Annotated in this window: 23 protein-coding genes; 8 read left to right on the top strand and 15 right to left on the bottom strand. The window is 67.7% G+C overall.

Annotated elements, in window-relative coordinates; all coding sequences use genetic code 11:
- Nucleotides 1–29: 29 nt before the first annotated feature.
- Entirely contained in the window at nucleotides 30–467 is a 438-nt protein-coding gene (locus G6N57_RS05130) for a hypothetical protein (RefSeq protein ID WP_235680585.1), read from the bottom strand.
- Between the two features lie 102 nt (nucleotides 468–569).
- Between G6N57_RS05130 and G6N57_RS05125 the strand changes: the two genes are divergently transcribed.
- From G6N57_RS05125 to G6N57_RS05110, 4 genes are read left to right on the top strand one after another with little or no spacing between them, the layout of a single operon-like run.
- Entirely contained in the window at nucleotides 570–1,706 is a 1,137-nt protein-coding gene (locus tag G6N57_RS05125; protein ID WP_077739563.1) for an ABC transporter substrate-binding protein, read from the top strand.
- Nucleotides 1,707–1,714: 8 nt separating this feature from the next.
- Nucleotides 1,715–2,599 (top strand): ABC transporter permease, encoded by an 885-nt coding sequence (locus G6N57_RS05120; protein WP_077739562.1) that lies wholly within the window; start codon nucleotides 1,715–1,717, stop codon nucleotides 2,597–2,599.
- Complete coding sequence (locus G6N57_RS05115) at nucleotides 2,596–3,369, top strand: ABC transporter permease (RefSeq protein WP_077739561.1); 774 nt, start codon at nucleotides 2,596–2,598, stop codon at nucleotides 3,367–3,369. Before G6N57_RS05120 ends, G6N57_RS05115 begins: the two co-directional genes overlap by 4 nt.
- Complete coding sequence (locus tag G6N57_RS05110) at nucleotides 3,366–4,406, top strand: ABC transporter ATP-binding protein (RefSeq protein WP_077739560.1); 1,041 nt, start codon at nucleotides 3,366–3,368, stop codon at nucleotides 4,404–4,406. The genes G6N57_RS05115 and G6N57_RS05110 overlap by 4 nt, the downstream gene beginning before the upstream one ends.
- Before the next feature lie 103 nt (nucleotides 4,407–4,509).
- Here G6N57_RS05110 and pyrE read toward each other — a convergent pair whose 3' ends face one another.
- From pyrE to G6N57_RS05095, 3 genes are read right to left on the bottom strand one after another with little or no spacing between them, the layout of a single operon-like run.
- A complete protein-coding gene (gene pyrE / locus G6N57_RS05105) occupies nucleotides 4,510–5,079 on the bottom strand; it encodes an orotate phosphoribosyltransferase (RefSeq protein WP_036443327.1) in 570 nt (189 codons plus the stop codon).
- A 33-nt stretch (nucleotides 5,080–5,112) separates the two neighbouring features.
- Nucleotides 5,113–5,910 (bottom strand): HugZ family pyridoxamine 5'-phosphate oxidase, encoded by a 798-nt coding sequence (locus G6N57_RS05100; RefSeq protein ID WP_077739559.1) that lies wholly within the window; start codon nucleotides 5,908–5,910, stop codon nucleotides 5,113–5,115.
- A gap of 19 nt (nucleotides 5,911–5,929) precedes the next feature.
- Entirely contained in the window at nucleotides 5,930–6,319 is a 390-nt protein-coding gene (locus G6N57_RS05095; protein ID WP_077741768.1) for a hypothetical protein, read from the bottom strand.
- Nucleotides 6,320–6,615: 296 nt separating this feature from the next.
- On the opposite strand from G6N57_RS05095, the gene treS reads away from it, so the two are divergent.
- Genes treS through G6N57_RS05080 form a run of 3 tightly spaced genes read left to right on the top strand, consistent with a single transcriptional unit; the run spans nucleotide 6,616 to nucleotide 11,168 of the window.
- Nucleotides 6,616–8,376, top strand: a complete 1,761-nt coding sequence (treS, locus tag G6N57_RS05090; RefSeq protein ID WP_077739558.1) for a maltose alpha-D-glucosyltransferase — start codon at nucleotides 6,616–6,618, stop codon at nucleotides 8,374–8,376.
- Complete coding sequence (locus tag G6N57_RS05085; RefSeq protein ID WP_077739557.1) at nucleotides 8,373–9,695, top strand: maltokinase N-terminal cap-like domain-containing protein; 1,323 nt, start codon at nucleotides 8,373–8,375, stop codon at nucleotides 9,693–9,695. The genes treS and G6N57_RS05085 overlap by 4 nt, the downstream gene beginning before the upstream one ends.
- A gap of 18 nt (nucleotides 9,696–9,713) precedes the next feature.
- Complete coding sequence (locus tag G6N57_RS05080) at nucleotides 9,714–11,168, top strand: MFS transporter (RefSeq protein ID WP_097926500.1); 1,455 nt, start codon at nucleotides 9,714–9,716, stop codon at nucleotides 11,166–11,168.
- Here G6N57_RS05080 and G6N57_RS05075 read toward each other — a convergent pair.
- From G6N57_RS05075 to glgX, 6 genes are all read right to left on the bottom strand, one after another.
- On the bottom strand, nucleotides 11,118–12,218 hold the full coding sequence (locus G6N57_RS05075; RefSeq protein WP_077739555.1) for an acyl-CoA dehydrogenase family protein: 1,101 nt from the start codon (nucleotides 12,216–12,218) through the stop codon (nucleotides 11,118–11,120). The two genes, G6N57_RS05080 and G6N57_RS05075, sit on opposite strands and share 51 nt — an antisense overlap.
- A gap of 8 nt (nucleotides 12,219–12,226) precedes the next feature.
- A complete protein-coding gene (locus G6N57_RS05070) occupies nucleotides 12,227–13,384 on the bottom strand; it encodes an acyl-CoA dehydrogenase family protein (protein WP_077739554.1) in 1,158 nt (385 codons plus the stop codon).
- Between the two features lie 48 nt (nucleotides 13,385–13,432).
- Nucleotides 13,433–14,185: an ABC transporter permease gene (locus G6N57_RS05065; RefSeq protein ID WP_077739553.1), complete on the bottom strand. Its 753-nt coding sequence runs from the start codon at nucleotides 14,183–14,185 to the stop codon at nucleotides 13,433–13,435.
- A 43-nt stretch (nucleotides 14,186–14,228) separates the two neighbouring features.
- A complete protein-coding gene (locus tag G6N57_RS05060; protein ID WP_077739552.1) occupies nucleotides 14,229–15,041 on the bottom strand; it encodes an ATP-binding cassette domain-containing protein in 813 nt (270 codons plus the stop codon).
- On the bottom strand, nucleotides 15,038–15,499 hold the full coding sequence (locus G6N57_RS05055) for a MarR family winged helix-turn-helix transcriptional regulator (protein WP_097926498.1): 462 nt from the start codon (nucleotides 15,497–15,499) through the stop codon (nucleotides 15,038–15,040). The genes G6N57_RS05060 and G6N57_RS05055 overlap by 4 nt, the downstream gene beginning before the upstream one ends.
- Before the next feature lie 300 nt (nucleotides 15,500–15,799).
- Nucleotides 15,800–17,917: a glycogen debranching protein GlgX gene (glgX, locus tag G6N57_RS05050; protein WP_097926503.1), complete on the bottom strand. Its 2,118-nt coding sequence runs from the start codon at nucleotides 17,915–17,917 to the stop codon at nucleotides 15,800–15,802.
- A 37-nt stretch (nucleotides 17,918–17,954) separates the two neighbouring features.
- Here glgX and G6N57_RS05045 point away from each other — a divergent pair, with 37 nt between their 5' ends.
- Nucleotides 17,955–18,770, top strand: coding sequence for an enoyl-CoA hydratase/isomerase family protein (locus tag G6N57_RS05045; RefSeq protein WP_077741767.1), 816 nt, complete (start codon nucleotides 17,955–17,957; stop codon nucleotides 18,768–18,770).
- Here the strand turns inward: G6N57_RS05045 and G6N57_RS05040 are convergent.
- The 5 genes from G6N57_RS05040 to G6N57_RS05020 are packed head-to-tail and all read right to left on the bottom strand — an operon-like array spanning nucleotide 18,763 to nucleotide 23,083.
- Nucleotides 18,763–19,323 carry an isochorismatase family protein gene (locus tag G6N57_RS05040; RefSeq protein ID WP_077739550.1) on the bottom strand — a complete coding sequence of 187 codons (561 nt, stop codon included), beginning with the start codon at nucleotides 19,321–19,323 and terminating at the stop codon, nucleotides 18,763–18,765. The two genes, G6N57_RS05045 and G6N57_RS05040, sit on opposite strands and share 8 nt — an antisense overlap.
- 10 nt (nucleotides 19,324–19,333) lie before the next feature.
- Complete coding sequence (locus tag G6N57_RS05035) at nucleotides 19,334–20,620, bottom strand: hypothetical protein (protein WP_077739549.1); 1,287 nt, start codon at nucleotides 20,618–20,620, stop codon at nucleotides 19,334–19,336.
- Complete coding sequence (locus tag G6N57_RS05030; RefSeq protein WP_077739548.1) at nucleotides 20,617–21,057, bottom strand: hypothetical protein; 441 nt, start codon at nucleotides 21,055–21,057, stop codon at nucleotides 20,617–20,619. The genes G6N57_RS05035 and G6N57_RS05030 overlap by 4 nt, the downstream gene beginning before the upstream one ends.
- Nucleotides 21,054–21,257, bottom strand: a complete 204-nt coding sequence (locus G6N57_RS05025) for a hypothetical protein (RefSeq protein WP_077739547.1) — start codon at nucleotides 21,255–21,257, stop codon at nucleotides 21,054–21,056. The genes G6N57_RS05030 and G6N57_RS05025 overlap by 4 nt, the downstream gene beginning before the upstream one ends.
- Nucleotides 21,254–23,083: a hypothetical protein gene (locus G6N57_RS05020; protein WP_165777812.1), complete on the bottom strand. Its 1,830-nt coding sequence runs from the start codon at nucleotides 23,081–23,083 to the stop codon at nucleotides 21,254–21,256. The genes G6N57_RS05025 and G6N57_RS05020 overlap by 4 nt, the downstream gene beginning before the upstream one ends.
- Nucleotides 23,084–23,137: the final 54 nt, after the last annotated feature.

The raw sequence follows: 23,137 nt of genomic DNA, 5'->3' as shown, positions 1-23,137 counted from the left end.
GGGTAGGCGCACTCAGTTGCGCGGATGCCTCAGTTGCGGGGATGTCGCGGCTGCGGGGCCACGCTGATCGGTGAGCGGGTGACCGGGGTGCGGGTGACGCCGATCTCGGGCTTCTTGGTTTCGGAGGGCCGGTGGGTGGGGCGGTACGCCGGCGACTCCTGGGTCTCCGGCGGCGGGGCGGGCGGTGGTTCCGGGGGAGCCGGCGGCACGCCCACCCGCAGTGGCGGCGGCGGCGACGGCGCGGGGGCGGTGGCCGACGGTGCGGGTGACGGTGTCGTCGCCTGCTCCGGGGCGGACGGTGAATCTCTAAGCAGCAAAAGCACACCCGAGACCACGATGGCTGCCGCGGCAACGGCGGCGGCGACCATCGCGACCACCGCCGGGCGGGTGCGGTACCACGGCACGGCCGCCGGCTTGAAGTTCCAGCCGTCGAGCTCGAAGCCCCCGCCTGGACCCGGAACAGACATCACGTGATGCTAACCCGCAGGCCCAGGCGATGCGTCTCACGTTCGACGAGGTCGCGATAGGGTGCCGGTGCGCGCACTCGGAGACCATCGGAGGATTTGGCAATGATCGCATCCCGCATCGCGACGGTATCCGCCCTCGCCGCGTCGGCGCTCGTCGCGGTGGGTCTGGCGGCGTGCGCGCCGCCGCAGAAGGACGCCGCGGGCGGGAAGACCGATACCGGGGTCAAGGTCGCCGAGGCGAGGTCGGCCGCGGACTTCGGTGGGATGGACAAGCTGGTTGAAGCGGCCAAGGCCGAGGGCGAACTCAATGTGATTGCCCTGCCCCCGGATTGGGCAAACTACGGCGCCATCATCAAGGCGTTCTCGGACAAGTACGGCATCAAGGTGAACTCGGCGCAGCCCGACGGGTCCAGCCAGGAAGAGATCAACGCGGCCAACCAGCAGAAGGGCAAGAGCACCGCACCCGACGTGTTCGACCTGGGACAGTCGGTGGCACTGGCGAATACGTCGATGTTCGCGCCGTACAAGGTGGCCACGTTCGACGACATCCCGGAGAAGCTCAAGGACCGCGACGGCACCTGGGTCAACGACTACGGCGGCTTCATGTCCATCGGGTTCGACTCCACGAAGGTCCCGCCCATCACCTCAGTCGAGGATCTGCTCAAACCTGAGTACCACGGCAAGGTGGCGCTCAACGGTGACCCGACCCAGGCCGGCGCCGCCTTTGCCGGTGTGCTGATGGCGGCAGTGGCCCAGGGCGGATCGGCCGACGACATCGCCCCCGGGGTCGAGTTCTTCGCAAAGCTCAACGAGGCGGGCAACTTCCTGCCGCTCGATCCGACACCGGCCACCATCGAGTCGGGCCAGACCCCCGTGGTGATCGACTGGAACTACCTCAACGGCACCGAAAGCCAGAAGGTCCCCGGCTGGCAGGTGATCGTTCCGCACGAGGCCCTGGTCGCCGGGTACTACTACCAGGCGATCAACAAGGATGCGCCGCACCCGGCGGCGGCCCGGCTGTGGCAGGAATTCCTGTTCAGCGACGAGGGCCAGAACCTCTACGCCAAGGGCGGGGTCCGCCCGGTGCGCGCCGACAAGATGATCCTGGCCGGCACCGCCGACCGCGCGGCGTTCGGTCAGCTGCCTCCCATCGACGGTCCGGTGACCGTGGCGACCCAGGCCCAAACCGACACCGCCAACAAGTATCTGGCCGACAACTGGGCCAAGGCGATCGGCTGAGGTCCGCCATGCCGGGTAGTGCAACTCGCCGGGAACCGCGTGCGGGGCTCCGCGGGCATGTGAGGGATGCCCTGCCGTTGCTGCCGTTCGTGGCGGTGGTGACGGTGTTCCTGATCGTGCCGACCGTGACGGTGATCGTCATGGCTTTCTTCGCCGACGGATCTTTCTCGTTCGCCCGCATCGCCGCGCTGTTCTCCGGCACCGCCTTGACCGCACTGGCCAAGAGCATTGCGCTGTCCGCGAGCACCGCGGTCATCGGGGCGGTGCTGGGTGCGGTACTGGCCTGGTTGATCGTCAGCAGTCCGCCGGCGTCCATGCTGCGCCGCGCGGTCCTGGCGCTGTGCAGCGTGCTCGCCCAGTTCGGCGGCGTGGCACTGGCTTTCGCATTCCTGGCCACCATCGGCCTCAACGGTGTGTTGACGTTGTGGGTCTCCGAACACCTGGGCTGGGACCTGGCAGGCTCCGGCTGGTTGTACGGCCTGGCCGGGCTGATCGTGGTCTACAGCTACTTTCAGATCCCGCTGATGGTGATCGTGTTCCTGCCTGCCATAGAGGGATTGCGTGAGCAGTGGCTCGAGGCCGCGGTGAGCCTGGGCGCATCCCGGTGGCAGTATCTGCGGGAGGTGGCCGTGCCGTTGTTGAGCCCGGCATTCCTCGGCTCGGCACTGTTGTTGTTCGCCAATGCTTTCGCGGCCTATGCCACGGCGGCCGCGCTGGTCAGCCAGGGCAGCCCGATCGTTCCGCTGCTGATCCGCGCCGCCCTGACCAGCGAGGTGGTGCTGGGGCAGTCCGGGTTCGCCTATGCGCTGGCGCTGGAGATGATCGTCGTGGTGGCCGCGGTGATGATCGCCTACAACGCCCTGGTCCGCCGGACGGCGAGGTGGCTCAAATGAATCGGGCGGTCCGCACGGCACTGTGGGTGCTGTTCGGTCTGTTCTTCCTGTTCCCCCTGTACGCCATGGCGGACTTCTCGACCCGAAACCTGATCGCCGGTGGGCGCACCGCTGCCGCGTGGCGCAACCTCGTGGCCGACGAGCAGCTCTACCACGCCATCGTGATCTCTCTGCTGCTCGCGGTGTTCACCGTCATCGCGATGCTGGTGCTGCTGGTGCCGACGATGATCTGGGTGCGCCTGCGGGCCCGCTGGGCCGGGCGGTTCGTGGAGTTTCTGTGCCTGCTGCCGCTGACCATCCCCGCCCTGGTGATCGTGGTGGGGCTGCGCAACGTATACCTGTGGGTCACCTACCTTCTCGGCGAATCGGCGCTCACCCTCACGTTCGTGTACGTGGTGCTGGTGCTGCCGTTCGCCTACCGGTCGATCGATTCCGCGCTGGCCGCGATCGACCTGCAGACGTTGTCGGAAGCCGCGCGGTCGCTGGGCGCCGGTTGGGTGTCGACGATCAGCCGGGTGATCGTGCCCAACATCTGGTCGGGAATCCTGTCGGCGGCGTTCATCTCGATCGCGGTGGTGCTCGGTGAGTACACCGTCGCCTCGCTGAGCGGGTTCGAAACCCTGCCGGTTCAGATCGTCGCGATCGGCAAGAGTGACGGGCCGACGTCGGTGGCCGCCTCGCTGGCCACGCTGCTGCTCGGATTCGCGTTGTTGTTGGTGCTGGCGGCCCTCACCCGTGGCCGCCGCAGAAGGTCAGGAGTCCTGCAGTGAGTGTCGGTGCCGGTGTGCGAGTTGAACTTCGTGACCTCACCCGCACTTATGGCAACGTCAACGCGCTCGACGGGCTGAGCCTGTCCATCGAGCCGGGGGAGTTGGTCGCCCTGCTCGGGCCATCGGGCTGCGGCAAGACCACGGCACTGCGAATCCTGGCCGGGCTGGAGGAAGCCACCGCGGGCACCGTGCTGGTCGGCGGCCGCGACATCAGCTCGGTGCCGGCCAACAAACGGGACATGGGCATGGTGTTCCAGGCCTACAGCCTGTTCCCGCACCTGACCGTGTTGGACAACGTCGCATTCGGTCTGAAGATGCGCGGAAAATCCAAGCGGGACAGGCTGTTCCAAGCCTCGGATATGCTCGACCTGGTGGGCCTGGCGGCGCACAGCGGTAAGTACGCGAGCGAGTTGTCCGGCGGTGAGCAGCAGCGGGTGGCGTTGGCCCGGGCCCTGGCGATCGAGCCGAGGGTGCTGCTGCTCGACGAGCCGCTGTCGGCACTCGACGCCAAGGTGCGCTCCCAATTGCGCGACGAGATCCGCCGGGTGCAGCTGGAAGTCGGCATCACCACGCTGTTCGTCACCCACGACCAGGAGGAGGCGCTGGCCGTTGCGGATCGGGTCGGGGTGATGAGCCACGGCAAACTCGAGCAACTCGCCACTCCGGCGGAACTCTATGCCCGCCCGTCCACTCCGTTCGTCGCCGAGTTCGTCGGGTTGCACAACAAAGTGCGCGCGCGGGTGTCGGGTGGGCGGGCCAGACTGCTGGGTGCCGAGCTGCCGACCCTGCCCGGTTCCATCACCACGGGTGCGGGCACGGCGATGCTGCGTCCGGAGGCGATCCGGGTGCGCGCCGATCCGGACGGGCCGGCGGTGGTGGAATCCGTGGCGTTCCTGGGTCCGACGTCCCACGTGTATCTGAGCCTGCCCGACGGCTCACTGATCCATGCGCAGTTGCCCAGCTCGCGGGCGCGCGCGTTCAGCCCCGGCGTGGTGGTGAGCCTCGCGCTGGAGCGGGCTCCGGTGCTGGTGGTGTAAGCGCCACGCCGGCGCTCGCCGCTTTCTACCGGAGGGCGGTGGCTTTCGCGGACACACAGCCGTGGCGTGGAAAACGGCGGCGGAAAACGCTCAGGTGCCGGCCCTAGACGTCCTTGACCGGTTCGATGCCCAGATCGCGGTAGGTGACCAGCGCGGCGAACGGCACGCCGCGCTTGGCGAAGCGCCCGGTCGCGATGTCGCCGCGGTCGACCATCGGGATGACGCCGGTGACAACGGCCCCGACGGCGGTGACGCGCTCATAGGCGATCTCGGTGGAGCCGCCGGTGCTGATGACGTCGTCGACGAGCAGTACCCGGGTGCCCGGCTCGAGCCGGGTGCCCTCGATCCACTGTTCGCGGCCACGCGACTTCTGTTCCTTGCGCACCGAGAACCAGGCCTTGCCCGTCACCATCGCCACGCCGTGGGCGAGTGGGTCGGCACCCATGGTGAGCCCGCCGACGGCGTCGAACTCGATGCCGCTTGCCGCGGCCAGATCGGCGACCGCCCGGCTGACGATCGCCATCCGCTCGCCCGTGTCGATGGCGAACTTGCCGTCGATGTAGTCGTGGCTCAGCTGCCCACTGGCCAGCCGGAACGGTTCTTCGCGGTGTTCGTACCCGCGGGTGCGGATCAGGTCGAAGGCGGCTTGCCAGGTCTCCGGGCGCTCAGGCATACCCGCGATCGTATTGCACGGGCCGGCGAGGCCTCAGCCCTGCCTGGCGCGCTGGGCCAACTCGACTGTGGCCGCCCGCAACTCACCGTATGAGCTGATCGGCGTGGCATAGCCGACCCGCGTGTAGGCCATCCCGCGCTCGGTGGTGACCCGCAGATCCAGGCCGTAGCGGTCGGCACCGGTGCACACCGCCACGGTGGTGTCGGGGTAGCCGCCGATGGTGCGGGCCATGTCGGCGAGCGAATCGGCGTGGTCGGCGTTGAGGTGGGAGATCGCGCCCGCGGCGTGGGGTGCGACCGGATCAGGTTCGGCTTGCGCGTAGGCCTCTCCGGTGGTCGAGTCCATCCGGCCGTACCCACCGACCCAGCGCACCCGACGCACGCGCAGGACCCACAGCGAGAAGTCGCTGAAGTCGATGTAGTAGCGGGCCGACGCCACCCCGTCCAGGTGGGCCTGCCGCGCGGCGTCCAGTTCGTCACCCGCGGGCCGCTCGGCGATTCCGGCCAGCGTGATGCGACTGCTCGCCAACGGATCCGACCCGTCGTCAGGGGCGACGATGGAGATGCTGGCCCGAGGGTCACCGGCGAGGTTGCGCCCGTGCTCGGCCATGTTCGACACACACAGCACCGGGGCGCCGGCCAGGAGGCCGTAGGTGACGAACGACGCCCACGGGTCGCCGTCGGAGGTGAGGGTGGCCAGCGTGCCCGCGTTGGTCGACGCGGCGACGGTGCGGGCTTCCTCGGCCGCAGATGGGCGTGCCCCCTGGGTTACCTCCGTAAGCGGGGGAGGAACCGAGGGGGCATCACCGGGATCGCCATGATCGCGTGTCACGCAGCGACCCTACCGCCGGCTATCCGCCGAGGGCGGCGATGAGGTCCTTGATCTGAGCGGTTTCGGCTTCGGTCGCGGGCTCCTCGGCCTCGACGGCCTCGATGAGGTCCTTGCGCAGGCCGACGCCGTTGGCGGCTTCCTCGGTGGACAGCTTCGCGTTACCCCGCGCGACGTAGAGACGCTGGCCGAGCGTGGCGCCGGGGCCCTCAGCCGCGGCCGTCATCAGCTCGTCGTAGCGGTGCCGCACACCGCTGAGCGCGACGATGACCGACGGGGTGACGCGGCTGCGGCCCGCCGCCTCCGACAGCGACGTCTGCAGCTTGCGAAGACCGCTGAGGACGACGGCCACGCGGTCGGCGTACTCCGGGTCGCCGACCGGCGGTAGCGCGTCGATCGCGGCGACGTACATGTGCATCGCTGCATCAGAAAGTCCAACGATTACTGGTGCTTCACCGTCATTAGGTGCCGACTCACCCACAGGCCATCCCTCGTCGAAAGTTTGTGCTCGCCGGCCCATAGCCGACGAGGAGATCAAATGCGGGAAAAACGTAACCCGTTGCTGTCTCTTATTCAACCGTTAGTTTTTCCGCAAACCCACCCGTGTGGGCGAATCACGTTGCTGCAGGATCATTTCGGGATGCCAGGTTCTGTCCGAGGTGCTGAGCAGGTGTCGGGAGCCGTGCGAGTGGGTACGTTGGAAAGCTGATGGACAACGTTCAGGATGAACACGGCATGGTCGAGCATCCGACCGCGGAGGACTTCGGCCATGCCAGAACGCTGCCGACCGACCGTGACTGGTTCAAGCGGGCGGTGTTCTACGAGGTTCTGGTCCGCGCGTTCTACGACTCCAACGCCGACGGTGTCGGCGATCTGCGGGGACTGACCCAACAACTCGACTACCTCAAATGGCTGGGTGTGGACTGCCTGTGGCTGCCCCCCTTCTACGATTCGCCGCTGCGCGACGGTGGCTACGACATCCGCGACTTTTATAAGGTTCTGCCGGAGTTCGGCACCGTGGAGGACTTCGTCACACTCCTCGACGGCGCGCACCGCAGGGGCATCCGCGTCATCACGGATCTGGTGATGAACCACACCTCCGATTCCCACGCCTGGTTCCAGGAGTCACGGCACAACCCCGACGGGCCGTACGGCGACTTCTACGTCTGGAGCGACAGCAGCGACCGCTACGCCGACGCACGCATCATCTTCGTCGACACCGAGGAGTCGAACTGGACGTTCGATCCCGTGCGCCGCCAGTTCTACTGGCACCGGTTCTTCTCGCACCAGCCGGATCTGAACTATGACAACCCGGTGGTGCAGGAAGCGATGATCGACGTCCTGCGGTTCTGGCTGGATCTGGGTATCGACGGGTTCCGGCTGGATGCGGTGCCGTACCTGTTCGAGCGCGAGGGCACCAACTGCGAGAACCTGCCCGAGACCCACGCCTTCCTCAAGCGCTGCCGCAAGGTGGTCGACGACGAGTTCCCGGGCCGGGTGCTGCTGGCCGAGGCCAATCAGTGGCCCGCCGACGTCGTGGAGTACTTCGGCGATCCGGCCACCGGCGGCGACGAATGCCACATGGCGTTCCACTTCCCCTTGATGCCACGCATTTTCATGGCGGTGCGCCGGGAATCGCGGTTCCCGATCTCGGAGATCCTGGCGCAGACGCCGGCGATCCCGGACATGGCGCAGTGGGGGATCTTCCTGCGCAACCACGACGAGCTGACGCTGGAGATGGTCACCGACGACGAGCGCGACTACATGTACGCCGAGTACGCCAAGGACCCACGGATGAAGGCCAACGTCGGCATCCGGCGCAGGCTGGCCCCGCTGCTGGAGAACGACCGCAACCAGATCGAGCTGTTCACCGCGCTGCTGTTGTCGCTGCCCGGGTCCCCGGTGCTGTATTACGGCGACGAGATCGGCATGGGTGACATCATCTGGCTCGGCGATCGCGACAGCGTGCGGACCCCGATGCAATGGACGCCGGACCGCAACACCGGGTTTTCCACCGCCAACCCCGGCCGGCTGTACCTGCCGCCGAACCAGGACGCGGTGTACGGCTACCAGTCGGTGAATGTCGAAGCCCAGCGCGACAGTTCGACGTCGCTGCTGAACTGGACCCGCAATATGCTGGCGGTCCGTGGCCGCCATGAGGCGTTCGCGATCGGGACGTTCCGTGAGCTCGGCGGGTCGAATCCGTCGGTGCTGGCCTATGTGCGTGAGATCGACGAGGACACCGGCGGCGAGGGTGACGCCATCTTGTGTGTCAACAACCTGTCGCGGTTCCCGCAGCCCATCGAACTGAATCTGCAGGAGTGGAACGGGTATACGCCCATCGAGATGTCCGGCTATGTGGAGTTCCCCAGCATCGGCCAGCTGCCGTACCTGCTGACCCTGCCGGGGCACGGGTTCTACTGGTTCCAGCTCCGCGAGCCCGAGCAAGACCCTGGAGTGCAGCAATGAGTGTCGAATTCGGTGACTGGCTCGGTCAGCAACGGTGGTACGCCGGCCGTGGCCGCGAGTTGGTCTCCGCCACAGCGGATCTGGTGGTCCCGCTCAGCGCGGACCTCGACCTCACATTGCTCAAGATTGCCTACGCCGACGGAGGCGCCGAGCGCTACCAGGTGGTGGTGAAGTGGGATGCCGAGCCGCTCGACGAGTACAGCTCCGTGGCCACGATCGGCAATGCCGACGGGCGCACCGCCTACGACGCCCTCTATGACCCGGACGCGACGCGCTACCTCCTGGAGATGGTCGACCGTTCGGCCACCGTGGGAGCGCTGAGGTGCAGTAAGGAGCCCGAGGTCACCCTGCCGCTGGACGCCGCGCCGCGGGTCTCGGCGGCCGAACAGAGCAACACCAGTGTGGTGTTCGGGCAGGACGCCGTGCTCAAGGTGTTCCGCCGGATCACCCCAGGCGTCAACCCCGACATCGAGCTCAACCGGGTGCTGGCCAGAGCAGGTAACCCGCACGTGGCGACGCTGCTCGGCTCGATGGAGATCGACTGGGATGCCGAGACTTTCGCGCTGGGAATGGTGACCGAGTTCGCCGCCAACTCCGCCGAGGGCTGGGATATGGCCACCGCGAGCACCCGCGACCTGTTCGCCGAAGGCGACCTGTACGCCGACGAGGTGGGCGGCGACTTCGCCGCCGAGTCCTACCGCCTGGGTGAGGCCGTCGCCTCGGTACATGCCTGCCTGGCCGAGCACCTGGGTACCGAGTCGGTGCCATTCCCGGCCGAGCTCATGTCCGCCCGGCTGGCCACCGCCGCCGAGGCGGTACCCGAACTGCGCCAGCATGTTTCGTTGATCGAGGATCGCTACCGAAAACTGGCCGACGAGCAGGTCGATGTGCAGCGGATCCACGGTGACCTGCACCTGGGCCAGGTGCTGCGTACTCCGGAGCGGTGGCTGCTGATAGACTTCGAAGGGGAGCCCGGCCAGCCGTTGCAGCTACGCCGCAGCCCGGATTCTCCGATGCGCGACGTCGCGGGCATGGTGCGGTCCTTCGAATACGCGGCGTATGCGCGCCTGGTGGAGTTGGCCGGAGACGACGACCGGTCGCGGCAGCTCGCCGCCCGCGCCAGGGAATGGGCCGACCGCAACAGCACCGCGTTCTGCGACGGCTATGCCGCGGTGGCCGACGTCGACCCGCGCGAGCACACCGCGCTGCTGGCGGCCTATGAGCTGGACAAGGCGGTATACGAGGCGGCGTACGAGGCCCGCTACCGGCCTAGCTGGTTGCCCATCCCCTTGGGGTCGGTGGCGCGGCTGATCGGCTAGTCCTCTACCTTCATTAGCATGCCTAATCAGCCCACGCGCCGATCGGCGTCCGGTGGGCTGCTGATCGCGGTGCTCGCCGCTGCGGGCATCAGCGTCTCGCTCATGCAGACCCTGATGATCCCGCTCATCCCGCAACTGCCCGCGCTGCTCGGCACCAGCCCGGCCAACGCGTCGTGGGCGATCACCGCCACCCTGTTGACCGGTGCCGTCGCCACGCCCGTGCTTGGCCGGCTCGGAGACATGTACGGCCCCAAACGGATCCTGGTGCTGTGCGCCGCGATGCTGTTCGCCGGATCCCTCATCGCGGCCACGACCACGTCGCTGATCCCGCTGGTCATCGGACGCGGCCTGCAGGGATTTGGTGCCCCGGTGATCCCGCTCGGCATCAGCGTGCTGCGCTCCGCCCTGCCCGCCGAGCGGGTGGGCTCGGCGATGGGGCTGATGAGCGCCTCGCTGGGGGTCGGCGGTGCGCTGGGCCTGCCGCTGTCGGCGGTGATCGCCGAGCACTTCAACTGGCACGCCCTGTTCTGGTGCTCGGCATTCCTCGGCCTGGCCTCGGGCATCCTGTTCGTGCTGCTGGTACCCGACCTGGAACCGGTGTCCGCCGATCACCGCTTCGACCCGATCGGCGCGCTCACGTTGGGGCTCGGTCTGGTGATGCTGCTGCTGCCGATCTCCAAGGGCGGGATGTGGGGTTGGGGCAGTGTCACCACGCTGGGGTTGTTCGCCGGTGCGGTGGTGACGTTCGGGGTGTTCACCTGGTGGCAGTACCGGGTGCCCTCGCCCATCGTGGACATGCGCACCACGCTGAAACGCCCCGTGCTGCTGACGAATCTGTCGTCCATCGCCGTGGGCTTCGGCATGTTCGCGTTGTCGCTCGTCGGCCCGCAGCTGCTGGAGATGCCCCGGGAAACGGGATTCGGCTTGGGGCAGAGCATGATCGCCACCGGCCTGTGGATGGCACCCGGGGGCCTGGCGATGATGGCGGCCGCGCCGGTGGCCGCGAGAGTGGTGGCCGCGCGTGGGCCCAAGACCGTACTGGTGATCGGCAGTGTCATCATCGCCGCGGGCTATCTGGCCGGCATCCTTCTGCTCGGTACCGCGGCCGGGGTGATGGTGCTCGGCCTGATCGTCAGCTTCGGCGTCGGATTCGCCTTCGCGGCGCTGCCGGCCCTGATCAACGCCGCGGTCCCGGTCTCGGAAACCGCGTCTGCCAACAGCATCAACTCGCTGGCCCGCTCGCTGGGCACCTCGACCTCGAGCGCGGTGATGACCGCCGTGCTGGCTCAGATGACCATCACGGTCGCCGGGCACGCGTTGCCGTCGCTGGGCGGGTTCCGCGTCGCCCTGTTGATCGCCGCGGCCGCCGCCGCCGGCGCCGCACTGCTCGCGCTGGCGATACCGACGGCCGCGCGTCCGGTGTCAGAGCGTGGCGATCTCGTAGCTGTCGAGCTGGCCGACCAACGTCCGTAGCTGATCCGCCGACGAGCCCAGGGTGTGCTCGATCGCGGTCAGCCGGGCGGCGTAGTGGCCCACGGGATACTCCGCGGTGACACCGATGCCGCCGTGCAGCTGGATCGACTCCTGCGAGATGTGCCGGCCCGACCGGCCGATCTGCAGCTTGGCGCGGGCCGCGATCACCGGGTCGAGTTCGCCGTCGGCGATGGACATCGCGGCGTAGGTGCCCATGCTGCGGGCCAACTCCAGCGACATGTACATGTCGGCAGCGCGCTGGGTCAGGGTCTGGAACTTGCTGAGCGTGACCCCGAACTGCTTGCGCTGCTTGAGGTAATCGGTGGTCAGGCGCAGCGACTCGTCCATCACGCCGACCGCCTCGGCGCACAGGCCGGCCGAGATCCGCACCAGCGCGTTGGTGATCGCGGCACTGGCATCCACGGCCTCGCCCAGCGGCTCGGCAGCGGTGGAGTCCAAGGTGACCTGGGCGCCGCGCTGGCCGTCGAAGGTGCGGTAGCCCTGCCGGGCGACGTTCGCGGCGTCGACCAGGAACAGGCCGGTGCCGCCGTCGGGCAGGGCCGCGGTCACGATCAGCGTGTCCGCGACATCGCCGGCCAGCACCGGGTTCTTGGTACCGCTCAGGGTCCACCCGTCGCCGCTGCGGGTCGCGGTGGTGGTCACCCCGGCCGAGCCGCGCACACCCGGCTCCGCGTGGGCGAAGGCCAGAATCCGCTCGCCCGAGGCGACTTCGTCGAGAAGTGCGCGCTGGGCGTCGGTGCCGACCTCGGCGATGATGGCGCCGGGGCCGATCGCCCCGTGCAGCACCGGCTCGGGGGCCAGTCGGCGCCCGAGCTCGTTGAGCACCACCATGATCTCGATCTGGCCACCGGAGTCCTCATCGAAACCCAGTCCCAGAACGCCGATCTCGGCGAGCTGTCCCCAGATCTGGCGGTCGAATCCGGGCTCGGTCTCCACCACCTTGTTGCGCTTTTCGGTGTCGTAGCCCGACAGCAGGTCGCGGGTGGTGTCGGCCAGCAGGGTCTGTTCGTCGGTCAGCTGAAAGTCCATGGCTCAACTCACAATCCGAGAATGGTGGACGCGATGATGGTGCGCTGCACCTCGTTGCTACCGCCGTAGATCGACGTCTTGCGGTAGTTGAGGTAGTGCGGGGCGGCATTCTGCGCCCACTCCGGTGAGGCGATGCCGGCTGCCTCGTAGGGCAGGGCGTCGGCGCCGGCCACCTCGACCAGCAGCTCGGTGGCGGTCTGTTGCAGTTGGCTGCCGCGCAGCTTCAGCACCGACGAGGCCGGGCTGGGCTTGCCGTCGGCCGAATCCGAGGTCACCCGCATCTGGGTGAGTTCCAGTGCCAGCACGTCGTTCTCGGCCTCGGCCAGGCGCGCGGCGAACAGCGGATCGGTCAGCAGGCCGTTGGCCGCGGCGCGTTCCTTGACCTCGGCGAGCCGCACCTTGGTGCGGGCCACCTGGGCGATGCCGGTGCGCTCGTTGCCGAGCAGGAACTTCGCGTAGGTCCAGCCCTGGTTCTCCTCGCCGACGAGCTGGTCGGCGGGCACCCGGACGTCCTCGAAGAACACCTCGTTGACCTCGTAGCTGCCGTCGATCAGCTTGATCGGGCGCAGCGTGATGCCGGGGGTGTTCATGTCCATCAGCAGGAACGAGATACCTGCCTGCTTCTTGGGGGCCTGCGGGTCGGTGCGGACCAGGCAGAAGATCCAGTCCGCGTGCTGACCCAGTGTGGTCCAGGTCTTCTGGCCGTTGACGACGTAGCTGTCGCCGTCGCGGACCGCGGTGGTCCGCAGCGACGCCAGGTCGGAGCCGGCCTCGGGCTCGGAGAAACCCTGGCACCACCAGATGTCGAGGGCCGCGGTGGGCGGCAGGAAGCGCTCCTTGACCTCCTGTGAGCCGAACTCGGCGATCACCGGTCCGACCATCCGGGCGTTGAAGGTCAGCGGCTCGGGGACGCTGGCCAGCTGCATCTCGTCGAGCCAGATCTGGTGCTGGTTGGGCGTCCAGTCCTTGCCGCCCCATTCGACGGGCCAGTTGGGCACGGCAAGGCCGTGCTCATGCAGGATCTTGTGCGCTGTGACGATGCCTTCTTTGCCGAGTGGCAGCCCGAGCCGGTTTCGTTCGCGAAGCTCGGCGGGAATCTTCGTCGTGTAGAAGGTGCGGAGTTCGTCGCGGAAGGCGGCTTCCTCCGGGGTGAGGGCTAGCTGCATGTCTGCACACTAAACCACCCGGTTGGTCGGGCGTACCGGGGCTGTGTTCTAGCGCACCAGGCGGCGCAGGAGCGCCGAGGCCACCGCGATGCCCAGCACGGCCGCCGCGACCAGCACGCCGATGTCCAGCGCCCAATTGGTCGGGGTACCGATCAGCAGCCCCCGCAACGCGTTGACCTCGTAACTGAGCGGATTGACGGTGGACAGCCAGCGCAGCCAGGTCGGCATGATCTCGACCGGATAGAGCGCGTTGGATGCGAAGAACAGTGGCATGGTGATGGCCTGGCCGATGCCCATCAGCCGGTCCCGCTTGCGCACCAGCCCGGCGAGCGTCATCGACAGGCAGGCGAAGAAGGCCGCGCCGAGGGCCACCACGACCATCGCGGCCAGGATGCGCAGCGGATTGACCGTCATCGCGATGCCCATCAGGTACGCCAGCGCCACCACACCCAGCACCTGCACCACCGAGCGCACCCCGGCCGCGAACGCTTTGCCCGCCACCAGGGCCGAGGCAGGCGCCGGGGTCACCATGAGCTTGGCCAGGATGCCCGCGTCGCGGTCCCAGATGATCTGGATGCCGTAGAAGATCGAGATGAACAGGGCCGACTGGGCGATGATGCCGGGTGCCAGAAATGACAGGTAGGGCACGCCGCCGGTGTTGACGACGTGCAGCCGGCTGAAGGTCTGGCCGAAGATCAGCAACCACAGCGCGGGCTGCACCATGCGGGTGAACAGCTCGGTGCGGTCGTGGCGCAGCTTCTGCAGTTCGACGAGGGCGAAGGCGGACATCCGCCGGGCCATGGCGCGGACGCGTCGCATTCCACGCGGGGCCAGGACCAGGGCCTCAGCTGACACGGCGGGCCGTCCTTCGGGTCGCCCGCACCTCACGCATGCCGCCGGACTGCTGCCCGTCGTCGGTCAGGTCGGAACCGGCGTAGTGGCGGAATACGTCCTCCAGCGTGGCGTCCTCGGAAACCGTGGCCTTCAATTCCGATGGTGTCCCGAGCGCCTGCAGCCGGCCGTGGTGCATCAGGGCCACCCGATCACACAGCGCGTCGGCCTCACCCATGTAGTGCGTGGTGAGCAGCACCGTCATCCCGAACTCGGCCTGCATCCGGCCGACCTGGGTCCAGACGCTGTCGCGGGCGATGGGGTCCAGCCCGACCGTGGGCTCGTCGAGGATCAACAGCAGCGGACGGTTGACCAGAGCCTGGGCCAGCTCGAGGCGGCGCACCATGCCGCCGGAGTAGGTGCCTGCCGCGGCGTCGGCGACGTCGAGCAGCTGCATCGACTCCAGCGCCTGGTTCACCCGCTCCCGGCGTTCGGCGCGCGGTACGTCGTAGAGCCGCGCGAACAAGTCGACGTTCTGTCGGCCGGTCAAGGCGGCCTCGATCGAGAGTTGTTGTGGGACATAGCCGATGTTGTGCCGGATGTCCATGGTGTGCCGGTCGGTGTCGAGGTCGAAGATGCGTACCTCGCCCTGCTGTACGGGTGTGAGGGTGGTCAGCACCCGCACGGCGGTGGTCTTTCCTGCCCCGTTCGGGCCGAGCAGGCCCATGGTCTCGCCGCGGTGCACCTGCAGGGTCAGATCGTCGACCGCGGTGAACGTGCCGTAGCGGTGGGTCAGGTGCTTGCAGTCGATGGCGGGAGTGTTCACGCATCCCCCTTTTCGTCCTCGTGCAGCAGCCGGGTCAGTTCGGTCATCACGTCCAATCCGTTTGCCAGGTCGGTGATCTGGCTGTCCTTGAGCTGGGCCAGCGCGGCGGCCAGGGCGGCCCGGCGGGCGGCCCGCGACTCGTCGGCGATCGCCTGCGCGGACGGGGTGAGCCGCAGGCGGACCACCCGGCGATCGGCGTCGTCGGTGGTTCGGGTCAGCAGTCCGTCGGCGACCAGTCGGGACACCAGCGTGGAGGCGGTGTTGGGTACCAGGCTCAGCTCGGCCGCCGACTCCCGCACCGAGATGTCCGGCCGGCGCCCAACCAGGCGTAACAGTTCGCCCTGGGACTGGGTCAGCCCGGTGGCGTCGAACCCGCCGCCGGTGGACCGGCGCAGCTGTCGCCGGAACCGGCCCACGACCGTGAACAACTCGCTGATGAGATCGCCACGTTCCTCCACGTCACCGACAATACCTCTGTAACAGAGGTATTTGAAGCGAGACGCCGGAAGGTGAACATCGAATGAATCAATTCGAAGGAGGGGAGAGGCCCCGGGGAATGCCGGTGAGAGGCCGCAGCCGTGGCCGCAGGGTAGTTGCCGCCGCTCTTCGGCTCGTACCCCCCAGCCCGCCCGGCCGGTGACATCGAAACAAGCGCTCAATGTCTACTTAGGCGACCACGGCTGCTACATGCTCAAGGTACCAGACTTCCTGGTTAGGGCAGGGACATCCGATCGATGAGCAACTCTTTGAATTGACGTTCAATCTGATTCCGACTGCAGTACCAAGACGGCACGGGCATCGACTTTCACCGCGGTGCCGGCGGCTGCCGTATCGCGCGTGGAGTTTGCCGAGGTGCTGATCGCCGGTACCCAGCGGGCGCCGAATTGTGCCGGTGGTAACACGAACTCGATCGGTTCGTAGTGCGCGTTGAAACACAGCAGGAACGAGTCGTCCACCACGCGCTGGCCGCGCACATCGGGATCGGCGATCCCCTGCCCGTTCAGGTACACGGCCACCGACTTGGCGTACCCGGTCTCCCAATCCTCGGCCGTCATGTCCGAACCGTCGGGCGCGAACCAGGCGATATCGGGCAATCCGACCGAGCCCGCCTCACGTACCGGCCTGCCGTCGAAGAACCTGCGGCGCCGGAACACCGGATGCGCGGCGCGCAGCGCGGATACCGAGCGGGTGAACTCGAGCAGATCGGAATCGACGGCGGCCCAGTCGATCCAGGAGATGTCGTTGTCCTGGCAGTAGACGTTGTTGTTGCCGCGCTGGGTGCGTCCGAGCTCGTCACCGTGCGAGAGCATCGGAACTCCTTGGGAGAGCAGCAGAGTGGCCAGGAAGTTGCGCTGCTGCCGGGCCCGCAGCGCATTGACCGCAGGATCGTCCGACGGGCCCTCGGCGCCGCAGTTCCACGACTTGTTGTTGCTCTCGCCGTCGCGGTTGTCCTCGCCGTTGGCCTGGTTGTGTTTCTCGTTGTAGGACACCAGGTCCCGGAGGGTGAAGCCGTCGTGGGCGGTGACGAAGTTGATCGACGCGAACGGGCGCCGGCCGGTCTGCTCGTACAGATCCGCCGAACCCGTCAGCCGATAGGCGAACTCGTCGAGGGTGGCCGGTTCGCCCCGCCAGTAGTCGCGAACCGTATCGCGGAACTTGCCGTTCCACTCGGTCCACTGCGGCGGGAAGTTGCCGACCTGGTAGCCGCCGGGGCCGACGTCCCACGGCTCGGCGATCAACTTGACCTGGCTCACGATCGGATCCTGTTGCACCAGTTCGAAGAACGCGCTCAGCCGGTCGACATCGTAGAACTCGCGGGCCAGGGTGGCGGCCAGGTCGAACCGGAATCCGTCCACGTGCATCTCGGTGACCCAGTAGCGCAACGAGTCCATGATCAGCTGCAGCGAATGGGGATGGCCGACATTGAGGCTGTTCCCGGTCCCGGTGTAATCCATGTAGTACTGCTTGTCGTCGTCCACCAACCGGTAGTAGGCGGCGTTGTCGATACCGCGCATCGACAGCGTCGGCCCCAGGTGGTTGCCCTCGGCCGTGTGGTTGTAGACGACGTCGAGGATCACCTCGATGCCGTTGGCGTGCAGTTCGCGCACCATGGCCTTGAATTCCTGGACGTGACCGCCGGGAGTGCTCGCCGAACTGTAGCGGGGGTCGGGTGCCAGGAATCCGATCGTGTTGTAGCCCCAGTAGTTCGACAACCCCTTGTCGACCAGGGTGGAATCGTCCACGAAGTGGTGTACCGGCATCAGCTCGATCGCGTTGACCCGCAGTGCTTTCAGATGCTCGATGATCACCGGGTGGGCGACGCCGGCGTAGGTCCCGCGCAGTTGCTCGGGGATCTCCGGGTGCGTCTCGGTGAGGCCCTTGACGTGGGCCTCGTAGATGACCGTGTCGGCATACTCGTGACTCGGCGGATGGTCGACGCCCCAGTCGAAGTACGGGTTGATCACCACGGCCTTCGGCATGTTGGCCGCCGAATCCTCGTCATTGCGGGTGCCGGGATCGTCGAAGTTGTACGAGAACAGCGGCTGACCCCATTCGAAGGCACCTTCGATGGCCTTGGCGTACGGGTCAAGCACGAGCTTGTTCGGGTTGCAGCGCTGTCCGGACGCCGGATCGTACGGGCCGTGCACGCGGTAGCCGTAGCGCTGGCCCGGCTCGATCCCGGGAACGAAACCGTGCCAGACGAATCCGTCCACCTCGGGCAGTGTCACCCGGGTCTCGTGCAGGTTCCCGGATTCGTCGGGGTCGAACAGACACAGCTCGACCCGTTCGGCCACCTCACTGAACAACGCGAAGTTGGTGCCCGATCCGTCATAGGTCGCGCCGAGCGGGTACGGCCTGCCACGCCAGGTTTCCAAGGTCACAAATCGACCATACGGCGGTACGTTACGAGCTGTGACGACTCGCCGTGAACTTCCGGAGTACCGGACCCTGCGGGTCGCCGTCGACAAGTCCGTTGCGACCATCACGCTGCACCGCCCGCAACAGCGCAATGCCTTCGGCGGCGGGATGCGCGAGGAACTGGCCGACGCCTACCTGCGTTGCGATGCCGACGACGCGATCCGCGTGATCGTGCTGACCGGCGCACCACCCGCGTTCTGCGCCGGCGCGGACCTCGGCGCAGGGGAGCAGACGTTCACCGAGCCGGGGGAGAGCTTCAGCGCCGCCGGTCTCGCCGTACCGGCCTGGACGCTCGGCAAGCCGGTGATCGCGGCGGTCAACGGACACGCCATCGGCATCGGCCTGACCCTCGCATTGCAGTGCGATATCCGGTTTTTCGCGGCCGACGGGCGTTACGGCGTGGTGCAGGCCCGGCGCGGCATGGTCGGTGACGCCTATTCGCACTGGGTGCTGCCGCGGCTCGCCGGGTTGGCCAACGCCGCCGAGATCCTGCTGACCGGAGCCACATTCGACGGGCATCGGGCCGTCGAACTCGGCCTGGGTAGCCGGGTGCTCCCGGCCGATCAGGTGCTGCCTGCGGCGCAGGAACTCGCACGCGACATCGCGGTCAACACCGCGCCGATGTCGGTCGCGGCCAGCAAGCGGCTGCTGTGGGATTCGTACGACCTGGACCGGGCCGGTGTCGGCGCCAGGGAGACCGAGATCCACCTGCGCCTGATGGCGCACGACGACGCCCGCGAAGGGGTGCGCGCCTACGTCGAGCGCCGGGAGCCCCGCTGGAGCGGGCGGCCCGTCGACCCGACTAGTTGATTTCCACGCCGGCGCTGCGGAGTTGATCGATCGCGGCCTGCGAGCTGTCCGGCGCGACACCGGCGGTCAGGCCGGTCAGCACGCGGGTGCGCAGCCCGGCCTTGACCGCGTCGGCAGCGGTGGCCGCGACGCAGTAGTCGGTGGCGATGCCCACCACGTCCACCGCCTCGACACCCCTGCTGCCCAGCCAGTCCGCCAGCGTCACCCCGGAGTCGTCGATACCTTCGAACCCGCTGTAGGCAGCGGAATGATGGCCCTTCTTGAACACCGCCTCGACCGCGGCCGGATCGAAATCGGGATGGAACGCCGCCCCCGGCGTATCGGCCACACAGTGCCGCGGCCACGAGGTCCGATAGTCGGGAGTGTCCGAGAAATGGTCACCAGGGTCGATGTGAAAATCCTTGGTGGCCACCACATGGTCGTACCCGTGGTCGGTGGCCAGCAGTGCGGTGATGTCGCGCGCGACGGCAGCCCCACCGGCGACCGCCAGCGAGCCGCCTTCACAGAAATCGTTCTGCACGTCGACGACGATGAGTGCGCGGGACGTGTGCATGGTTCTGACGCTACCCGCCGAACAGCAGATACAGCCCGGTGAAGGTGTAGCCGACCATCACCAGCATCGTCGCGAGCTGGCCGGTGAGCTGGTGTTGCCTCGGCAGCAGGCGCAGGGCCCGGTCGTGGGCCGCGATCACGCCGGCGACGTGACCCGCCAGCACGAATCCGACCTTGAGGGTGGCCAGCAGCGTCGGGTGGACGGAAAGGACATAGCTGACCTGCACGTCATGGAGCCCGAACAGCAGGATCACGGCCTGCTGACCCCGCTCCACCAAGTAGGACAGGTAGTGCGCGAACACGTAGCCGACGACGATCGGGATCAGGGAATGCGCCATCAGTCCGGGTAATTCGCGTCGCAGCCGGCGATCCACTCCGCCGGTGGTGCGGGTGGCGGCCCAGAACGTGACCGCCACCGTGGCGGCGAACACCAGCAGGCCAGCGGTCCGGATCAGGCACGCGCCCAGCGGCGATCCCGAATGCGCGTCGACGAAGTTGCGCCACTGGGGCATCGCCGAGAAGCTGTCGAATGCGGTGGAGCCCAACAACACCGACAGCACGGCGACGAGCCCCGGCCGCACCGGCACCGACGGCAGGTGATCGAACGGGTTGCCCAGCACCATCCGCCCGTCGTGGCGGCGCAGCGGCGACAGCTTCGACACGACGGTGCTGTAGACCTCGAAGGGATCGGCGCTCTCCAGCCACCGCTGCCCGCAGCACACCGCGCCGGCGAACGTCACCACCAGGTACGCCAGCAACCAGATACGGATGGCTGCAACGGATCCCGGGTCGGGACTGGCCAGCTCCAGCCACACGAACGCGAACAGTCCGACCGCGGCCGGCCAGTATCCGAGCCGTTCTGGATAGGACCACCGGCTCGGCACGGGCAGGAACCGGTACGCCGCGCGGACCGGGGAGATCAGCCGCCACACCGGGCCGAACAGCACCGAGACCGCGACCAGCCCCACCCACAGCAGTACATAGAAGACGCCCGGCAGCGGGTTGACGGCGGCAGGCCGGGCGAAGCCGGTGTAGGCCACCCAACCGGCAAAAGCCAGCGACAGCAGGCCCACCCCCCAGCGCGTCACTGCGGAGTCCAGGGTCGTCGTCACCCACGGCGGCAGGGGCAGGCCCGGCTTGTCCGGATCGAACCGGGGCTGCCGCCAGGCCAGCGCCACCACCGCGAAGGTGAACGTCAGCGTCCAAGCCGCGCCGATCAGCGCGTAGGTGTAGGGGATGGGGAGATCGGTCGAACCGCCCAGACCGTGGGCCAGCAGGGCGGTCGACGCGGGCGTCACTGCTGCACTTGCACGCTGGCGATGGTGCGGTTCAGCTGATGCAGCTCGATGTCGACGGTGCCGGGAACGCCGACCGTGAACTGGAACTGCTGGCCGTTCCGCGGCTCGATCTTGAAGGTGTGCTCGGGGTTGGAGTGCACGTGCAGTTCGTCTGCCGCATCGCTGTTCACCCGAACCACGATCGGTTCACCGACCTTGCCCTGCAGCGGCTTGTTGGTCGGGGTCACCTCACCGGCCTTGATGGTCACGTCGATCAGCAGCCGGGCCGGCGCCTGCTGTTGATTGGTCATGTCCGACGGGTTGACCGTGGTCGCCGAAGGGGTGGCCGAACCGGCTGCGCCGTCGGTCTTCTGAGTCTCGCCGGAGCCGCCGCACCCGGCCGTCACCAGGGCGAGAGCGGACGCCAGGACGATGACACTGCTTTTGAGGTTGATCACGGTGAACCATCTTCGCCTGAGAGGTCGACACCTTCATCTTGAGCGTCGTCTTGCGGCGCGCTGTCGTCATTACGCGGCCCGCCGCGGCGGTCCCGCATCGCGATGTACACCACCACGCCGACCACGACGAGCGCCGGCGCGAAGGCCGGCAACGCCAACAGCAACGTGTGGTCGGCCTGGAACTGGATCGGATCCGTCATGTGCGCTCGGCGGGTTCACGGCCCGCGGCCAGCTCTCTGGCGTTGATCCGGCCCGCGCCCCAGGTCAGCCCGGCGATCAGGATCAGCGTGCACACCAGGACCACCAGAGAAGCCACGGTGTACAGCCAGGACGGGTGATTGAGGTTGCGTTCGCGCTGCAGGATCGTGATCTCCTGCACGAACTCGCGGGTGCTCGAGGTCAGTGCCGGCGTCTCGGTGGCACCGATCCCCGGATCCGCGGGCAGGAAGATCGGCACACCGGCCATCGTGGTGCCGTCCTGTACTCGCAACAAGGTCTTCCAACTGCCCGAAACCGGGATGGGCTGCGTCGAGCGGTAGTGCCCCGGGCCCACCTTCTCCAATCGGTCGATGATCAGACCGCGATGGTTGGCCAGGCCGCCCTGCCACGCCAGGATCGACACCCACTCCGGGTTGTCTCCGATCAGACCGGCCGGGGTGATCTGCACATCGGCGGACGCCATGCGGTGCCCGTTGTCAGCCGGTAGGTCCGTCAAAGTGATGGTGGCACTGGCATTTTGCGGAACCTCGGTGCGCAGCCCGTTGGTCACGGCGCCGCCGATCACCAGGACGGTGAGCACCACGATGGAGATCCCCACCGCGGGCCGGGGCAGCGGCCGGCCGGTGAGCACCAGTGCCAGCAGCGCACCGCACAGACCCATCGCGACGGCCACGGGGACAGCCATGGCCAACGCCTCGCCCCACATGCTGGTCGGCCATGGATAGTGGTAGACCGCGCCGATCCACAACGATTCCAGCCACAGCCCGACGGTTCCGACGCCGAGCCCGGCGACGGCGCCAAACAGAATGGGTCGCTTGGCAAGCGGGGTCAGGGCGAGGAGTTCGACCACCAGCGCCGGGCCGAGGTAGAGCGCGAACCAACTCGTCGGCGCACCGAGAACCGGGCCGACGATGAACGCGACGGCCCCGCGCAGGGCGATCGCGAACCCGGCGGCGATCAACGCCGCACCCGGGCCGAGCACGAGGCGGGCCGCGACCGCGGCAAAGGCCGCCGCGGCGGCGATCATCATCGGCTGCAGCACCAAGCGGAACTGTTCGACACCGAAGTCGTATTCGATCTGGAACACCGAGAGCCCGATGAACAGGCCGCCGAAGGACAGGAAGTAGAGGAACTTGTTGAACTTGCTGTCTTCAGCCATACCGTCCGGGCCCATCGCCACCCGGCCCTCGTGTTCCAGCAGCAGCACCGCGATCAGAGACAACCCCGCACCGCCGATGAGCATCAAATGCGTTGGGCCCCAGAGGGTGACGTCCTGGCCGAAGATGCGGTGCCAGATATCGTCGAGTGGGAAGCCGATGAGGGCGTACAGCCCGCACAGTGCCATCAGCACACCGCCCACCGGGGCGTACCAGGTGCGGGTGATCCGGATGGCGGCCGGGCCGGGTTTGTCGTAGGGCAGCACGATGGCCATCGAGCCGGCGATGAACAGCAGGAACAGTCCGATCAGGATGAAGTAGTGCGCGGGGTTGGCCAGCGGACCGGCGTCACGTCCCTTGCCGATGTGCAGGCTGACGTCCCAGATGAAACCGAACAGCGCGCAGATGATGGTCGCGGTGAACAGAAAGACCTGCAACGCGACCCAAGGTGGCCGGTGGAACTTGCGGCCCAGCCATTCGGCGAAGTTGTTGAGCCAGGTGATGCGCCGGTTGCGGTGCAGGTAGCCGATCCACAGGAGGGCGACCGTGACGATCAGGGCGACCACCGACATGCCGATCACCTGATCGAGGGCGGCACCACCGCCTTCCGTGCCGGCGGCCGCGGTGAGCGTGACATCCGATGAGCCCATCATGACCTCCGGTCAGCCGACTGTGGTGTCGGTGACTGATGTTGCCAGAACCGG

The sequence above is a fragment of the Mycolicibacterium boenickei genome (assembly GCF_010731295.1).
GTDB classification, from domain to species: Bacteria; Actinomycetota; Actinomycetes; order Mycobacteriales; family Mycobacteriaceae; genus Mycobacterium; species Mycobacterium boenickei.
This window is presented reverse-complemented; position numbering and strand designations above follow the sequence as displayed.

Coding starts and splice junctions, on each gene's coding strand:
- G6N57_RS05020 (WP_165777812.1), bottom strand. CDS start 23,083: ATGGGCTCATCGGATGTCACGCTCACCGCGGCCGCCGGCACGGAAGGC.
- G6N57_RS05025 (WP_077739547.1), bottom strand. CDS start 21,257: ATGACGGATCCGATCCAGTTCCAGGCCGACCACACGTTGCTGTTGGCG.
- G6N57_RS05095 (WP_077741768.1), bottom strand. CDS start 6,319: ATGTACGTCGCCGCGATCGACGCGCTACCGCCGGTCGGCGACCCGGAG.
- G6N57_RS05115 (WP_077739561.1), top strand. CDS start 2,596: ATGAATCGGGCGGTCCGCACGGCACTGTGGGTGCTGTTCGGTCTGTTC.
- G6N57_RS05080 (WP_097926500.1), top strand. CDS start 9,714: ATGCCTAATCAGCCCACGCGCCGATCGGCGTCCGGTGGGCTGCTGATC.
- pyrE (WP_036443327.1), bottom strand. CDS start 5,079: ATGCCTGAGCGCCCGGAGACCTGGCAAGCCGCCTTCGACCTGATCCGC.
- G6N57_RS05125 (WP_077739563.1), top strand. CDS start 570: ATGATCGCATCCCGCATCGCGACGGTATCCGCCCTCGCCGCGTCGGCG.
- G6N57_RS05075 (WP_077739555.1), bottom strand. CDS start 12,218: ATGGACTTTCAGCTGACCGACGAACAGACCCTGCTGGCCGACACCACC.
- G6N57_RS05085 (WP_077739557.1), top strand. CDS start 8,373: ATGAGTGTCGAATTCGGTGACTGGCTCGGTCAGCAACGGTGGTACGCC.
- G6N57_RS05040 (WP_077739550.1), bottom strand. CDS start 19,323: ATGCACACGTCCCGCGCACTCATCGTCGTCGACGTGCAGAACGATTTC.
- G6N57_RS05130 (WP_235680585.1), bottom strand. CDS start 467: ATGTCTGTTCCGGGTCCAGGCGGGGGCTTCGAGCTCGACGGCTGGAAC.
- G6N57_RS05120 (WP_077739562.1), top strand. CDS start 1,715: ATGCCGGGTAGTGCAACTCGCCGGGAACCGCGTGCGGGGCTCCGCGGG.
- G6N57_RS05065 (WP_077739553.1), bottom strand. CDS start 14,185: ATGGCCCGGCGGATGTCCGCCTTCGCCCTCGTCGAACTGCAGAAGCTG.
- G6N57_RS05070 (WP_077739554.1), bottom strand. CDS start 13,384: ATGCAGCTAGCCCTCACCCCGGAGGAAGCCGCCTTCCGCGACGAACTC.
- treS (WP_077739558.1), top strand. CDS start 6,616: ATGGACAACGTTCAGGATGAACACGGCATGGTCGAGCATCCGACCGCG.